Genomic DNA, 15,761 nt, shown 5'->3' with positions numbered 1-15,761 from the left:
CGGAGTTTACATGTTTCCAGAGTTTGGGCAGTTTTCACTAATCCTGGCTTGGCTGTTTTCGTTTTTGCTCGCGGTTTTGCCGTTGGTGGGCTTGAAACTTAAAAACGAGTCGCTGTTGCGCACCGCACCGGCTTTGGCCTGGGGAATGTTTTTTTTCCTAGTCGTGTCGTTCGGTATCCTGATGAATGCCTTTTTGACCGATGATTTCTCGGTCTATCTGGTCAGTCAACATTCCAATAGTGCCTTACCCTGGTACTTTAAGATGTCGGCGACCTGGGCCAACCATGAGGGATCGATGCTCTTGTGGATCCTGATGTTGGGCGGCTGGACCGTTGCGGTCACAGTATTCGCGCGCACGCTGAACTTCGAGCTCAAGGGCGCGGTCCTGGGAGTTCTCGGCCTTATTGCCTTTGCTTTTCTGATGTTTATTCTCTTTACCTCTAACCCGTTTGAGCGGTTCCTACCCATCTCGCCGGTGGACGGTTCCGACCTCAACCCGCTCTTGCAGGATATAGGCCTGATCATTCATCCGCCCACCCTCTATATGGGCTACGTCGGATTCTCTGTGGCCTTCGCCTTTGCCGTTGCCGCGCTCTTAACCGGCCGATTTGATGCCAGTTGGGTGCGCTGGTCGCGACCCTGGACCAATGTCGCTTGGGCCTTCTTGACTCTGGGCATCGCCTTGGGCAGCTGGTGGGCCTATTACGAACTAGGCTGGGGCGGCTGGTGGTTTTGGGATCCGGTTGAAAACGCGTCCTTTATGCCTTGGCTCATCGGTACGGCCTTGATTCACTCACAGGCGGTGACTGAAAAGCGCAATTTGTTTAAGAGTTGGTCGGTGCTGTTGGCGATCTTTGCCTTCTCGTTCAGCCTGTTAGGCACCTTCTTGGTCCGTTCGGGGGTGCTCACCAGTGTCCATTCTTTTGCCGCTGACCCAGAACGTGGTCTGTTTATTCTGGTAATTCTGGCCTTAACCATTGGCGGCAGTTTGACCCTCTATGCGCTCAACGCTGGCAAGATTAAAATCAATGGCCAGTTCGAGCTAGTCTCGCGCGAGTCCTTTATTCTGATGAATAACATCCTTCTGGTGGTTATCGCCTTTGCGGTGCTATTCGGTACGCTTTTACCGCTCTTTGCCGATGCCTTCGGGTGGCGCAAGCTATCGGTCGGCGCACCATTTTTTAATCTGGCGTTCAACTTGCTGATGGTGGTCTTGCTCTGTTTTATTGCTGTCGGTCAACTGATGCGCTGGAAAAAAGACCAACTAAAGAACTGGACTGGATTTTTGCTGGCCATCGCGGCCGGGGCAATCGTGATCGCCTTAGTGCTGCCCTGGACCCTGTCCGGTGAACTGCACTGGCAAATTTGGTTGGGTCTGTCCCTGGTATTCTGGACGGCGGCCAGCCTAATTCGACTGGTCATGGATAAAACCCGGCACAGCAAAAGCTTTCTCGCCGGTGTGCGCAAAGCGGGCGTCGGTTTCTGGGGTATGTGGATTGCCCACTTGGGGTTGTTGGTCTCGACCACCGGTGTGGTGCTGGTATCTAATTTGGACATCGAGCGCGACTTCCGTATGACCGCGGGCGATGAAGTTGTCCTGGAAAATTACCGTTTTGAATTTGAAAGCATCGGTAAGGTGCAGGGACCGAACTATGTTGCCGATCAAGGCGTGATCAATGTCTATCGCAACGACAAGGCGGTCGCGGTATTAAACCCGGAAAAGCGCTTTTACCCGGTCAAGAATAATGTCATGACCGAAGCTGGCATCGATGGCAATCTGTTTCGCGATCTTTATGTGTCGTTAGCCGAACCGCTCGATGACGAACGGCAAGTCTGGTCGATCCGACTTCAGGTCAAACCCTTTATTCGTTGGTTATGGTTCGGCGCAGTGTTGATGGCGATCGGCGGCACCCTCAGTATCACAGATAAACGCTATCGCTCAACGAAGAAGGGAGCCACAGCATGAAAATCAAGCCACTCTTAATAATTCCGCTGATCGTCGTACTGATGATATTTAGCGTATTCGGTTATGCCTTGCTGAGCGGAGTCAATCCCAAGGCAGTACCGTCGGCCCTTACCGGCGACCCCTTGCCGGACTTTAAATTGAGCCGTTTAGAAGACAGTAAGAAGTTCCTAACCGTTTCCGACCTGGTCGGTGAGCCGATGTTGGTGAACATCTGGGCGACCTGGTGCGCATCCTGTAAGTACGAACATCCGGTGTTGAACTCCCTAGCCGCACAAGGCGTGAAAATCATCGGCATCAACTATAAGGATGATCGGGCCGCAGCGCTGACCTGGCTAAGCGAATACGCCAACCCATACAGCATTGATATTTTCGATCCCAATGGTGACCTTGGTTTTGATCTGGGTGTCACCGGCGCACCGGAGACCTTCTTTGTCGATTCCTCCGGCGAGGTGCGCTACCGCTTTCAGGGCCCAATTACGGATGTTAACTGGCAGAATAAATTGAAGGCGATCTTCGATGAAATGGCTTAGAACCTATTATGCCGGTCTCGTGCTGGTATGCGCGTTGCTGGCCTCCGGAGCCCAGGCGTCCAGCGAACTGTTAACCTTTGACAATGACGGTCTGCGCGATCGGTATGAGGAGTTGAGCTTTCAATTCCGCTGCCCCAAATGTCAAAACCAAAATGTCGCTGATTCCAATGCGCCGATTTCCCAAGACATTCGTCAAAAGACCTATGAAATGTTGCATCAAGGCTTTAACGATCAAGAAATCATCGATTTTATGGTCGATCGGTACACCGAATTTGTCATCTACAAACCGCAAATGTCCTTTGTTACGATCTGGTTATGGATTGTGCCGGCATTTTTATTGATTTCCGGCCTGACCCTGCTAATTCGACTGACTCGCTCAAGCCGACAGGGTGTTCCAACTGAGTTAACCGCGGATGAACAACAGCGGCTCAAGGCCTTGATGGAGGATAAGTCTTAATGCTGATTTTAACTATTTGGGTCATACCGGTGTTGGTTTTCGTACTCTTTGCAGTGCGCCAGCGCAGCCAGAAGGAGCAGGGGGTTGAATCCGTCGAGCGGTCATTATCGATTCACAAGGAACAGTTGGCACGCTTGGACCAGTTGCGCGACAGTGGCGAACTGAGTGATGTTGAATATCAATCGTTTCGTTTAGAAGAAGAAAAGGCCTTGCTCGCCGATGCCGAGACTGACCGCAGCTCGCGCGGCCAGGTCAGTCAGATGTCCTGGGTCTGGGTGCCACTGTTCACCTTGGCTATATTTGGCGGTGCCTGGTTAACTTACAACAAGATTGGGGCTTATCCGGCCGTGCAGGTCAAGGAGCAGTTCGCGCAGCTGGCCTCCGACGCCAATCTGTCACCTGAACAGGTCAGCAAGACGCTCAATGATTATCAGCAGCTGCTCGAAAAAACGCCCGAAGATATAGAGGGTTGGTTCCGCTTGGCGCGCATGCAGATGGATATGGAAGCCTATCCGGAAGCGCTGCTCAGTTTGAATAAAGTACTGGCCCAATTACGGCTGGTCGAACACGAGGCCGAAGATGAGTCCACCATCCTCGCCTATATAGGCCAGGTACAGGCTACCTTGGGTGCCAGTGAGTTGTCTTTGGCGGCATTTGAAGAGTCGCTCAGCTATTTTCAAAACGACACAGCGCTAGGCTTGGCCGGACGCTTGAGCTTTGATCTAGGCAAGAATGAGAAGGCGATCGAATACTGGACTCGGTTGAAGCTGAATAACCTTGACGCCGATTCGCAGGTAATAGACGAATTTATTGCCGAGGCGAAAGATCGGCTCTTGGCTCAAGGCATTGATTATGCCGTTGATGAGCCAATCCGGATTGTCGTTCGGGTGAACCTTCCGGCTGCCTGGGAAGGCTTGTCCAAAGACGCGGCGCTGTTTGTGTATGCCCGGCCGATCGGCAGCCGCATGCCATTGGCGGTCAAACGATTGGCTATCAGAGCTCAGAACGTCACCGTGATGCTGAGCGATTCCGACGCCATGGGTCCGATGGCCGGCATCTCCAGCCAAGACGTGGTTGAGGTCACCGCTCGGGTCTCGTTGACCGGCATCGCTAACGCTCAACCGGGTGATTGGGGAACCGACGCGGTCGAGGTGTCTCTGAATCAGGTGGAAACGAATGTTGAACTGACGATCAATATGCCCTGATCCGACCGATTAAAAAAACCCTGACCGAGCATCCGGTCGGGGTTTTTTTTGGCCCCCTGTTGTGGCGCAAGGGATTCGGCCCGAGTTAACCTGACTCGGGTGCTGCCGTTAACGCAGCCCAATGCCACCCCTTCAGATCTGGAAAATCGCTAAGTTATTGAATAGTCTGGCTAAAATGACCTTTTTGTTTGGGTTCCCCCCAGCCCCGATTGACGCTAGAATCGACCCTAACTGTACATTATAGATTTTAGGACTAGATGCGCTTAAAAAGTGTCAAACTTGCCGGTTTCAAGTCATTTGTGGACCCGACGACAATTCCTTTTCCAACCAATCTGTCGGCGATCGTCGGCCCGAATGGCTGTGGCAAGTCAAACACCATCGATGCGGTGCGTTGGGTGATGGGCGAGTCGTCGGCCAAACATCTGCGCGGGGAATCGAAAACGGACGTCATTTTTAATGGCAGCAGTTCGCGCAAGCCAGTCAGTCAGTGCAGTGTCGAGTTGGTGTTTGACAATTCCGATCACACCCTGCGAGGCGAATTTGCCGCCTACAACGAAGTCTCAATTCGCCGCAAGGTGACGCGTGATGGTGATTCAAGCTATTTTTTAAATGGCACCAAGTGCCGCCGCAAGGATGTCACCGACATTTTCCTCGGCACCGGCTTGGGCGCACGCTCCTATGCCATTATCGAGCAGGGCATGATCTCGCGCTTGATTGAATCCAAGCCCGAAGAGTTGCGCGTCTATATCGAAGAGGCCGCCGGAATATCGCGTTACAAAGAACGTCGCCGAGAGACCGAAAACCGTATGCGTCGCACGCGGGAAAACCTCGAACGTTTAACCGATCTGCGCGAAGAGCTCGAACGTCAACTGCAGCATCTGCAACGCCAAGCCCAATCGGCCGAAAAATATAAGACCTTAAAGGCCGAGGAGCGGCAAACCCGCGCCCAGTTGTCGGCTTTGCGCTGGCAGCGGCTGCACCAAGACGTCAGTCATCAGGAACTCAAGATCGCCGAGCTCGAGACGCAGTACGAATCCTTCGTCGCCCAACAACGACACATAGACCTCGAAGTGGAAATCCTGCGCGAACAACACCACGACGCTACAGAGGCCTTTAATCGGGTCCAAGAACAGTTTTATCAGCTCGGCAATGAGATTGCCCGATTCGAACAGACCCTGCACCACCGCCAAGAGCAGTCGGTTCAGTTGTTACAGGATATTCAAGAAGCGGAGCGCCAGTTGCACGAAGCCGCCGGCGAAGCGGCAACCGACACCGACAAGGTTGAAGAGAAACGCGAGTCCCTTACCTTTTTGGAGCCGGAACTGGAGGCCGCTGAAGAACGTACCGAACAGGCGACTGACCGCTTGGTGCTGTTGGAAGAAAAACAGAGCGCCTGGCAGGGTAAGTGGGACGCCTTTAATCTCAATGCCCAAGGCCCCAAGCGTCAGGCCGAAGTAGCCCAGTCGCGCATACAGCACCTTGAACGGGTCGCCGAACAGTTACACCGGCGTCAAGAGTCTCTGCATCAAGAGCGTCAGGCAATTGCCGATAATCCGGAAGCTGAAAATTTGGCCCGCCTGATCGAGGAGTCGGAACGGCTTGAGATTAAGGGTGAGGACGGTCAAATCCGCTTCGATGACTTATCGGAACGCATGCTGGTGCAGCGCGAGACCCTGGAAACCAACCGCAGCGCCTTAACTCAGGCGCGCCATGAGTTGCAGCAAAAAAACGCGCGCCATAGCACAGTTAAAGCGCTCATTAAGGCCTCTCTGGGCGATGAAGCGCCCGGTGTGCAAGACTGGTTGGCCAGCCACCAACTGCGTGAAGCGAAGCGTCTAGCCCAAGACCTGCAAGTGACTCCGGGTTGGGAGACTGCGGTCGAGACCGTATTGGGTGAATCGCTGCAGGCGATCTGTGTTGAGGATCTCGGCGCTTTGCTCGAGCCCTTGGCACGCTTTAAAGATGGCACCCTAACCCTGATCAGCGCTACCAGCGTCAGTATGCCGGTATCGGCCGACTCGCTACTCAGTAAGGTGCGCTGTGACCGGTCGTTGCGCAGCTGGTTGGCCCCGGTCCGAGCGGTCGTCTCTTTGGAGGCTGCGCTGGCTCTGCAACCGACCTTGCAACCGGGCGAGAGCTGCATTACCCAAGATGGCATTTGGGTCGGGCCGAACTGGCTGCGTCTGAGCCGGGGCGAGGCCAATCAACACGGTTTATTGAGTCTGCAACAGGAAGCCGAGCAGTTGGTCGAGCTCATCGATGAGCTCGAAGCCAGCGAAGACGATTTGGCGGTGAACCTTGATGTGGCCCAAATGCAGCTCAAAGCTGTGGAAGAAGATCGCGATCAACTGCAGATTGAAAATCAACAATTGAACCGCGCCCTAGCCGATATCAGAGCAGAGCTGGGTGGTAAACGAGTCCAGGCCGAAGAGTTGCAGGCTCGGCGCCTGCGCCTCGATCAGGACATCGGCGAGGTTGAGCACCAAATTGCTGAAGAACGCGAAGCGCTGACACTGAATCGGGAAGAATTGCAGCAGGCGCTCGATTCGATGGAAGACGACGTCGATGAGCGCGATGCCTTGGTGGGTGAGCGCGAAGAATACCGTATCGATATTGACGAACAACGCGATGTGGTGCGTCTGAGTCGTGACCAACAGCACCAAATGCAATTAAAGCGGCAACAATTGCAGGCCGAGGTGGACGCCTTTCAGATCGCCTTTGAACGCGCCCAAGCCGCCAAAGCTCGAGCGGCAGAACGCTTGGCCAAACTCAATGAACAAGTGACCTTGCGCGATGATCCGCAAGATGATGTGCAGATGGAACTTGAAGATCGGCTCGAACGCCGGCTCGAACTGGAAGAGCAGTTAGCCGAAAAGCGAGCAATTGTCGATCATACCGATAGCCGGATGCGCGATCTCGAGCAGCAACGCCATGGCCTCGATCAGCAGGCAGCCACCTCGCGCAGCGCTCTTGAGGCAAGCCGAATGGCGGCCCAAGCCTCGATGACGCGGCGCAGCACCCTGCAGGAACAGTTGGCTGAGCAGCAATTCGACCTGGCCACCGTGGTTGAGAATTTGCCCGAAGAGGCTAACGAAGCCGACTGGGAAGCCTCGCTGGAGCGCACGGCCACTAAAATTCAGCGTCTCGGACCGATCAATTTGGCCGCGATCGAAGAATATCAAACTCAGGGCGAGCGCAAACGCTATCTGGACGAACAGGATCTGGACCTGCAAAAAGCGCTCGAAGTTCTGGACAATGCAATCCGGAAAATCGATAAAGAAACCCGCACGCGCTTTAAAGAGACCTTCGATCGGGTCAACAGTGGCCTGCAGGAATTATTTCCCAAGGTATTTGGCGGCGGGCACGCCTATCTGGAATTGACCAGTGAAGACCTGCTCGATACCGGTGTCGCCATTATGGCCCGGCCCCCGGGTAAGAAAAACAGCACCATTCATCTGTTATCCGGCGGCGAAAAGGCTCTAACCGCGATCGCCCTAGTGTTTTCAATTTTCCGGCTGAACCCCGCGCCCTTCTGCATGTTGGACGAGGTGGATGCGCCATTGGATGACGCCAACGTGGATCGTTACGCTAAATTGGTCGAAGCCATGTCGGAACACGTACAGTTTATATATATTACACATAACAAGGCGGCAATGGAGATGGCCCATCAGTTGATGGGCGTCACCATGAACGAACCGGGTGTTTCTCGGTTGGTGACAGTAAATGTCGAAGAAGCAGCCCAAATGGCAGCCATGTAACCGGCTTAGGTAGAACTTATGGAATTACGAGAAATTATTGTTGCTTTAGGTGTGTTCGCAATCATCGTTATTCTGATTGATGGCGTGCGGCGCATGAAAATCAAGATACCGACGAAAACCATACCGGTGGACGACGATTATCAAGATCCTGAAGAGCTGGCGCGTAAAGCCCAGGTGGCTCGAGAGTTACCTAATGGCGGTGCACGGGTGGTGCGCGAGATGTCGAATGCTGAGCAGTCCCTGCTCAAGCAACGCCTCAACTTGCGCGAGCGTGTGCCCATGTTGATGGAGCGTGTCGAGGTCGGGGAAGAGCGGGCCGAGGTCGCACTGTCCGATGAGGCCCGGCAAAAGGCCGCACTGCAGTCGGAGCTTGATTTCACCCAGGCTATGACCGAAACCGATGACGCTATTAGCAGCTCAGAGCCGGAGGCTGAGCCGATGGCGATGTTTAACGACGCTGAGCAAAGCCCGCAAACACCCGAACCTAAGCGAGCTACTGAGCAGCCCACCTTCACGATGGAAGAGCTAGGCCGCTATCCAGAGTCTGATGTAACGGAACAGCCCAACCCCTTCACAGAAGCTGATCTTGAAGACGAACCTTATGCCTATCAAGAGTCTGTTTCAGAGAACGATTCTGGTCAGTACGACGCGGAACCAGTCGATCGCTATGAATCCGCAGCGGAGGTCGATGACCTTCCCGGCCCTGCAGCCAAGACGGCAGCCCGGCCCGGCGCCGGCATCTCGGAGATGACGCCTGAGTCCAGCCCAGCAGCCGTTGAGTCTCGGGTCAATCCCGGACCGGTGGAAGAATTGGTTATTATGCACATTATGGCCAAAAACGACGGCGAATTATCCGGCAGTGCGGTCTTGGAATTGTTGTTAACGGCCGGTTTGCGCCATGGTCCGATGGAGATCTTTCATTATCGCAACCCGCAGGGCTATTCCGAATTTTCCTTAGCCAATTGCGTTCAGCCGGGAACCTTTAACCCGGACAGCATGAATCAGGTGAATACGCCGGGGGTAACGCTCTTTATGCAGTTGCCCACCGCTGCCAACACCCTGGAAGCGTTCGATCATATGTATGAAATGGGCCGCTATTTGGCGAAGCATCTGGACGCCGACATGCTCGATGAGGATCACAATTCTGTCACGCCACAGCGTTTGGAATATTATCGGGAAAAATTACGCTCCTTTGTCCGCTCTAAGATGATTCCTACTTAACCGCTCTAGTGACAGGAAACCCTATGTCTGTGGTTCGCACCCAGTATCTGGAGTTGATCGAACAGCTCTCCCGCTACGATTACGAATATTACGTGCTCAATGAATCGACCGTCCCCGATGCCGAATACGATCGTCTGATGCTGGCATTAACCGCCATCGAGCTCGACCATCCGGATTGGATTACCCCAAGCTCACCGAGTCAGCGGGTCGCGGGCCAGGCGGCCGAAGGCTTCGTCACGGTCGCCCACCGGGTGCCGATGCTGTCCTTGGACAATGCCTTCAGTGGTGAGGATCTGGCCGCCTTTGTCAAACGGCTCCAAGACCGGCTCAATAACCCCGCCTCGATCGAGTTTGCCTGTGAGCCTAAGTTGGACGGCATCGCCGTTAGCTTGCTCTATGAGCAGGGTCAACTGGTGCGCGGAGCGACTCGCGGCGATGGCTCGACGGGCGAGGATATCACCAGCAACGTGCGTACCATCCGCAGTATCCCCTTGCAGTTACAGGGCGACGACTGGCCTCAAGAGCTAGAAGTGCGCGGTGAGATCTATATGCCCAAGGCCGGTTTTGAACGGATGAATCGCCTGGCCTTGGCGCGCGATGAGAAGGTATTTGTCAATCCACGCAATGCAGCCTCGGGCAGCCTGCGCCAGCTCGACTCTAAGCTGACCGCGCTGCGCCCGCTGGAAATGTGCTGTTATTCGGTCGGCTACTCAGCCGGGGGCGAGTTGCCCGCTACCCAGAGTGAACTGATGGCTCAATTCGGCCGTTGGGGCTTGAATATAAATGCCGAACAGGCCGTCGTGCAGGGCATCGAGGGCATCGAGGCCTACTATCAACAGCTCGAAACCCGGCGCGACAGTTTGGCCTATGAGATCGACGGCATCGTCTACAAGGTCAATAACTTCGCCCTGCAGAACCGGCTGGGGTTCGTCTCGCGGGCCCCGCGCTGGGCCATCGCGCGTAAATTCCCGGCGCAGGAAGAAATGACCCGACTGCTCGCCGTTGAGTTTCAGGTCGGCCGGACTGGCGCCCTAACGCCGGTCGCGCGGCTTGAACCGGTTTTTGTCGGCGGGGTCACGGTCAGTAATGCCACGCTGCACAATATGGATGAAATCGAACGTTTGGATGTGCGCATTGGCGATCGAGTGATTGTCCATCGCGCCGGCGATGTGATCCCCAAGGTCGCGCGTGTCGTGGTGGCCGATCGACCAGCTACCGCCGAACGGATTGAGGTGCCGGCAGTCTGTCCCGAGTGCGCCTCCAAGGTTGAGCGGATCGAGGGTGAGTCGGTCATGCGCTGTACTGGGGGCATTTTTTGCAGTGCGCAACGGCGCGAAGCGCTCAAACACTTCGTCTCGCGCAAGGCTCTAGATATAGACGGTTGCGGTGAAAAAATTATCGACGCACTGCTTAGTGCCAACCTGATTCATTCGGCCAGTGCCCTGTTCGAGTTGCAGCCTGCACAGCTGATTGGCCTGGAGCGCATGGGCAACAAGTCGGTCGAGAAGCTGTTAGCGGCCATCGAGCAGAGTAAGCACACCAGCCTAGCGCGCTTTCTATTTGCCTTGGGCATCCGCGAGGTCGGCGAAACCACCGCGCGCAATTTGGCGCGTTATTTTGCTACCATGGATAAACTGATGGCCGCCACTGAAGAGCAGCTCCTGGAAGTTGAGGACGTCGGCCCCAAGGTTGCCGCCCACGTGGTGAGTTATTTCTCCGAGCCGCAGAACCGTGTCGAAGTCGCGCGTTTGATCGCCCTGGGTGTGCACTGGGACGATGAGGTCGTCTCCGAGCAGGCGCTGTTGCTCAGTGGCCAAACCTGGGTGGTGACCGGTAAGATCGACCAGATGAGTCGCGACGAGGCTAAAGACTATCTGCTTCGACTGGGCGCCAAGGTGGCTGGCAGCGTATCAGCAAAAACCACCCAGGTTGTCGCAGGGCCCGGAGCAGGCAGTAAATTGAACAAGGCCACCGAACTCAATATTCCGGTGATGGACGAGGCGGACTTTATTCGCTGGCTGACCGACCAGGGGCTCTGGCAGGCTTAACCTTGACGATATGAAGCGGGCCTGCGCAGGGCATTAATAACCATCAGTTTGAGGCGGACATGGATCAAGAAACGATAGTGTATGGCATTATTAAGGATGTTGTGTCCAACGACAGCCAGTTTCAGGTGCGCAGCCGGCTGATAAATTGTGCCGCCTTACTGGCATTAGATGACCTGGATATTTTTCCCTATCTCACCAGCAGTATGTTTTCGATTCCAGAAGACGAGCTCGAACAGGGCACCTATCAGACCCAGGTGATTCATTTTGCGGCCTCCTATCAGGCCGTGGAATACCATTGGGCGCAATGGCTGAAAAAGTTTGAAGCCCTACTGAAAAGCATGTACTGGGTCGCCGCGACGGTCCATCTGGAAACGGAACTGTCGGGCAAACACACCTTTTATTGGGAAAGCGCTTGTGCCTTTCATGCCCCCAGTGAAGACTTATCGGTGCGCTGTGAATGGGAGCAGGATGTGTCATTTCGGCTGAATACCCAGCCAATTCGGTAACCCCCGATAAAACCCTAGGATTGATATAGCATTATGATAATACCCCATGAACGACTGGCATCTGAGGTGTTAAGCGCAGTTATTGAGGACTGGTTAAGTCGTCAGTCCCAGGATTGGGTAGGCGACATTGAGGATCGCGATCAGGTGATCGAGCAGGTCATCGAGCAAATGCGGCGCAAAAAACTGGTCGTTACCTGGGATGACGAAAGTCAAACCATTAACCTGGTCGATGCCGACGCGGTCAGTATCTTGCCCACTTGGCCAGTGGATGAATTTAACAACGGTTAACTAGGTGTCGACGGCCACGGTCGCCGTCGATTTAAGCGCTCGCTGGCAAGAGGCGGGCCGAATAAGTGGAGCACAAAAACATGATGGTGTTATTAGGCTTAGCGATCACGATAATCGTGGTTCTAGCAGCAATTGCAGGACGATATCTATGGCAGGTTCGCCAACAGGCGGCAGAAAATGAGCTGAAACAACAGGCTTTGGCACAGAAGCAAGCGGAACAACGGGTCTACCTGATCGAAAGCCTGCAATTAATTGCCGGCACCGTGGTGAACAACGACCTAAACCTATCGGAGGCGACCATCCGCTGTAAGGTGTTGTTGGACGCCTTGCTGTTGCCAGCCGAAATTCGGGCCCCCTTTGAGGTGCTGGACGAGGTCTATGAACATCTGCAGGGCTTTGACACCCACGAACAGCGCAAGAAATTAACCTCCGCAGAGCGCAAGGCCCAAGATCAAAGTCGTATCGACATCGAAGGGCGCTATCGGCAACAGCTGCTCGGTTGTTTTCAACAGCTGGTCACCTTTCAACCGCCCGCCTGAGCCGGGCTCAGGGATCAATCTGTATGCGATAGGCCAGTTGCAGCGACTCTGCCGGCCTAAGCGAAAAGATGAGCCACTGGATAAAGTGGATATCCGCCGGGTCGAGGTCGGCATCGGCCTGAAAGAAGGTTTCGCCATCGCGCGAAATACGGTACAGGCCCTTACTGGGATCCCATTGGAACGAATCGGCAAGCAACTGGATGGCACCAGATGGCACGCTGTTGATCAACTCAATATCTTCCAGTGTTCGATCGCTTTGATTGACCGCCCTGATCACCAGCTCGATCAGGTCACCTGGGCGTGCTTCAGCGGTCGCCACGCGGTTAAAGCCTTGGCCGGTATCATCCAAAACCAAGCGATAAAAACTTTCGCTGACCTCAACGACATTCGCCACCGGGCCGTCAATCTCCAGACCATCAATCTCCAGAACATCAATCTCTAGACCATCAATCTCTAGACCGTCGTTCTTGACCCTTGTATCGGGCGGGGTTGATACAGTGTTCGAGGTGGGGGCAATAGCGGGTAGGGAGGGGCGGGGCGATTGCACCGGGGGCGGTTGCACATTGGCCGCGGGAACGACGCTGTCGGCACCGCAAAAGCACGCCAATCCGGCGCTAAGCAGTGAACCCAGTACTGATCTGAGGTATCTTGGTGCCATTTGACGCATCCCAGCGAAACTGTTGCTGCCATTTGATCACAGAATAGCAGTTGCTCGCCAGTCACGTTCTGCCGTCGGCGCAAACAACGCGACGACAGAATCTTCTAGCCTAAACGCCTTCGCTGAGCGTATAGGGTTCCAACAGTAACAATAATTGACTCAGGGTGTCACTCATCATCAGGGCATCGCTGCGCGGGTCGTCGGAATCATTGGCCTGTTCCACCAACTTGTCTTCATATTTCAGCCGCTTGATCTGAAATTTTTCATTGAGAACAAACTGGCACTGGTCGGCAAAGGCCATCGCGATTTGGCGAATACGCATACCGCTGTCGAGTGACAGTTGGATCTCTGGTGCAGCCAAGTCGAGATTCTTATACTTGGCCTTAACCGCCGGATCCTGCACCATGGTTAGCTCCATTTCGGCCTCTAACTCGGTACCGGTCGGTAGGGTAGTCGAGTCCAGATACCAACTGGTTAAGATTTCCGCACCGGAGGCTGATTTGGCCAATGGCACGACCGACAGGGTACCCAAGGCTTCGCGCAACTGGGCGGTAAAATCATCGGCTGATTTCTCACTGGATGCATTGACCACCAGCCATTTGTTCTTAGGATCGATCCATGCGCTCACTCGGCGAGTTTTATGAAAAGCCTTAGGCAGTAGCTCGGCCCGAACGTCTTCTTTGAGCTGCTCGCGCTCCTTTTTGCCGGCTCGGCGACCTTCGGCCTCTTCCAGAGCGTCTAAGCGCTCAAGCAAATAGTCATTAATGACGCTAGCTGGTAGGATCTTATCCTGGATTTGGGCGCAGAGGAAAATCCGTCCGGCCACCGTTTCAACCAAAATATCGGAATCTTTAAAGGGCGCTACCCAGCCGAAAGTCGTTTCCTGCAATTGGCTCAGGGGCGTAAAGGGGAATTTTGCTAGCGCGGCTTCCATTTGCTCGGTGGAATGGCTGAACTCTTCGGTGAAGGTATAAACCTGTACGTTTTTAAACCACATTCTATTAACCACTGGCTTCAGATCTGAGGCCGGCATTGTACCGTTTTGTAGATAAATTGCATGATAAAGTTCAGGCCAACCCTGTTAGTAATGGAACGGTTTTTGACCGTTCGACCCACCGTTCGAGGGCTGCTCTGGCTGTCGTTCGGCACTCTACTCTGCTCCCTGCCGCTGCTCTCCGAGGCGTTGCAGTATGATGCAGCTAAGACCGCTATGGGGCAGCTTTGGCGGCCCTTTACCGCCTGGCTAGTCCAGTTGAACCTGCGCCATTGGTTGCTCAATCAATGGGGCCTGGTGGTTATGGGGCTATTGGTGCCGCCGCGTATTTCGCTCGCCGATGGCGTGGGGTTGGTGACGGTTTGGCTGGTCGCCAGTATCATGCTCTGGGCCTCTGACTATGGCCTCTATGTCGGCTTATCGGGCCTGCTCTACGGCTGGTTAGTGGTGCTGGCCGCCCAGTCGCCTTATTACTCATTGCCCGTGCGGCTAGTCTTTATCGCCGCCGTCAGCGTGAAGGTGTGCGCCGAAAACGGCTGGGTGTCCATGCCCATGGCTTCGTCCTCTTGGGTTGGCGACTTTATCGAGGCCGATATCGCCTATCGCGCACACCTCTGGGGCCTGCTCGCCGGTCTTGGCTTTAGCGCGCTGCGGTGGCTTGTGCCAGCAAGGTCATAAAGACTTCCGCAGCGCGACTGATGGTGCGTTGGCGGTGCCAAATAATGCCCAGGTTGCGCGTCAATTCAACCTTGTCGACGCTTAAGATCGCCAGGCTGTCATCAATCATAGTCGCCGGCAATAGGCTCCAACCCAGGCCATTGGCGACCAGGGCGCGGATGGTTTCTAGATAGTTGACGTTCAGTACCCGCTTGAGGGGAATATGGTGACGCTGAAAGGTTTGTTCGATAATTTGATAGGTGGTGGTCTGTGGGTCCGGCAAAATGGCCGTGGTCTGGGTCAGCTCATTGAGGCGCACCGTGCCTTGGCGACGCGCTAACGGGTGGTCAGGGGCGACGACAAACTTTAGCTGGTCGCGCCAAATCACCTGGGCATCGAGTAAATTGTTGAGCGGGCTGGGAATGGTGGTAAAAACCAATTCGACCTCCCGCTTCAACAGGCTGGCGATGGCCAGCTCAGATTCCATAAAGCGCAAGTCCAGCTGAGCCAACGGGTTTTGATCGACAAAGGCCTTGAGCAATGGCCCTAGATAGTGCAAACCTATATGGTGACTGCTGGCCATGCTCAGCTGGCGGATGTCGCGATTATTGAGTTGGCTTACCGAGGTTTGAATGTCTCGTAATTCGTCGATGACGGCGCGCGCGCGCAGGCGCAATAGTTCTCCGGCCTCGGTGAGGTAGACGTCGCGCCCGATGCGATCAAACAACGGACACGCCAGTTGGCTCTCCAAATTTGCGATGCGTTTGGAGATGGCCGGCTGAGTCAGAAACAGGCGCTCGCCGGCGCGGCTAAATGAGCCGAGTTCGGCAACGGCCAGAAAAGCTTCTAAGCTGGGGATATCGATAAAGTATTCCTATTTGGAATGGATTATATAAAAATAATAAATTTGTATTATCTAAATGTCTATTTACAA

14 protein-coding genes are annotated in these 15,761 nt (G+C 54.5%); 11 read left to right on the top strand and 3 right to left on the bottom strand.

Annotation, left to right across the window (positions count from 1 at the left end):
• Window positions 1-10: 10 nt before the first annotated feature.
• The 10 genes from REIFOR_RS10030 to REIFOR_RS09985 all read left to right on the top strand — a co-directional run bounded on the left by REIFOR_RS10030 (window position 11) and on the right by REIFOR_RS09985 (window position 12,518).
• Window positions 11-1,966, top strand: coding sequence for a heme lyase CcmF/NrfE family subunit (locus tag REIFOR_RS10030; RefSeq protein ID WP_100257425.1), 1,956 nt, complete (start codon window positions 11-13; stop codon window positions 1,964-1,966).
• Window positions 1,963-2,496, top strand: coding sequence for a DsbE family thiol:disulfide interchange protein (locus REIFOR_RS10025; RefSeq protein ID WP_100257424.1), 534 nt, complete (start codon window positions 1,963-1,965; stop codon window positions 2,494-2,496). Before REIFOR_RS10030 ends, REIFOR_RS10025 begins: the two co-directional genes overlap by 4 nt.
• Window positions 2,483-2,953, top strand: a complete 471-nt coding sequence (locus REIFOR_RS10020) for a cytochrome c-type biogenesis protein (RefSeq protein ID WP_100257423.1) — start codon at window positions 2,483-2,485, stop codon at window positions 2,951-2,953. The genes REIFOR_RS10025 and REIFOR_RS10020 overlap by 14 nt, the downstream gene beginning before the upstream one ends.
• On the top strand, window positions 2,953-4,158 hold the full coding sequence (ccmI, locus tag REIFOR_RS10015) for a c-type cytochrome biogenesis protein CcmI (protein WP_100257422.1): 1,206 nt from the start codon (window positions 2,953-2,955) through the stop codon (window positions 4,156-4,158). Before REIFOR_RS10020 ends, ccmI begins: the two co-directional genes overlap by 1 nt.
• A 257-nt stretch (window positions 4,159-4,415) precedes the next feature.
• Window positions 4,416-7,916 carry a chromosome segregation protein SMC gene (gene smc, locus REIFOR_RS10010; protein WP_100257421.1) on the top strand — a complete coding sequence of 1,167 codons (3,501 nt, stop codon included), beginning with the start codon at window positions 4,416-4,418 and terminating at the stop codon, window positions 7,914-7,916.
• Window positions 7,917-7,934: 18 nt separating this feature from the next.
• Window positions 7,935-9,137, top strand: coding sequence for a cell division protein ZipA (locus tag REIFOR_RS10005; protein ID WP_100257420.1), 1,203 nt, complete (start codon window positions 7,935-7,937; stop codon window positions 9,135-9,137).
• Window positions 9,138-9,160: 23 nt separating this feature from the next.
• The gene (gene ligA / locus REIFOR_RS10000; protein WP_100257419.1) at window positions 9,161-11,185 is read left to right on the top strand and encodes an NAD-dependent DNA ligase LigA; all 2,025 of its coding nucleotides are present in this window, start codon (window positions 9,161-9,163) and stop codon (window positions 11,183-11,185) included.
• A 59-nt stretch (window positions 11,186-11,244) separates the two neighbouring features.
• Window positions 11,245-11,691, top strand: a complete 447-nt coding sequence (locus tag REIFOR_RS09995) for a hypothetical protein (RefSeq protein WP_100257418.1) — start codon at window positions 11,245-11,247, stop codon at window positions 11,689-11,691.
• Window positions 11,692-11,724: 33 nt separating this feature from the next.
• Window positions 11,725-11,979, top strand: a complete 255-nt coding sequence (locus tag REIFOR_RS09990; protein WP_100257417.1) for a YheU family protein — start codon at window positions 11,725-11,727, stop codon at window positions 11,977-11,979.
• 80 nt (window positions 11,980-12,059) lie between these two features.
• Complete coding sequence (locus REIFOR_RS09985) at window positions 12,060-12,518, top strand: DUF2489 domain-containing protein (RefSeq protein ID WP_100257416.1); 459 nt, start codon at window positions 12,060-12,062, stop codon at window positions 12,516-12,518.
• Window positions 12,519-12,525: 7 nt separating this feature from the next.
• Here REIFOR_RS09985 and REIFOR_RS09980 read toward each other — a convergent pair whose 3' ends face one another.
• Both REIFOR_RS09980 and REIFOR_RS09975 read right to left on the bottom strand, forming a co-directional pair.
• On the bottom strand, window positions 12,526-13,176 hold the full coding sequence (locus REIFOR_RS09980) for a hypothetical protein (RefSeq protein ID WP_145980281.1): 651 nt from the start codon (window positions 13,174-13,176) through the stop codon (window positions 12,526-12,528).
• A gap of 109 nt (window positions 13,177-13,285) precedes the next feature.
• Window positions 13,286-14,173: a recombination-associated protein RdgC gene (locus REIFOR_RS09975; RefSeq protein WP_158524351.1), complete on the bottom strand. Its 888-nt coding sequence runs from the start codon at window positions 14,171-14,173 to the stop codon at window positions 13,286-13,288.
• A gap of 102 nt (window positions 14,174-14,275) precedes the next feature.
• On the opposite strand from REIFOR_RS09975, the gene REIFOR_RS09970 reads away from it, so the two are divergent.
• Window positions 14,276-14,848, top strand: a complete 573-nt coding sequence (locus REIFOR_RS09970) for a rhomboid family intramembrane serine protease (protein WP_158524350.1) — start codon at window positions 14,276-14,278, stop codon at window positions 14,846-14,848.
• Here the strand turns inward: REIFOR_RS09970 and REIFOR_RS09965 are convergent.
• Entirely contained in the window at window positions 14,811-15,686 is an 876-nt protein-coding gene (locus REIFOR_RS09965) for a LysR family transcriptional regulator (RefSeq protein WP_405124672.1), read from the bottom strand. The genes REIFOR_RS09970 and REIFOR_RS09965 overlap by 38 nt on opposite strands.
• Between the last annotated feature and the right edge of the window lie 75 nt (window positions 15,687-15,761).

It is taken from the genome of Reinekea forsetii, assembly GCF_002795845.1.
Taxonomy (GTDB): Bacteria; Pseudomonadota; Gammaproteobacteria; order Pseudomonadales; family Natronospirillaceae; genus Reinekea; species Reinekea forsetii.
This window is presented reverse-complemented; position numbering and strand designations above follow the sequence as displayed.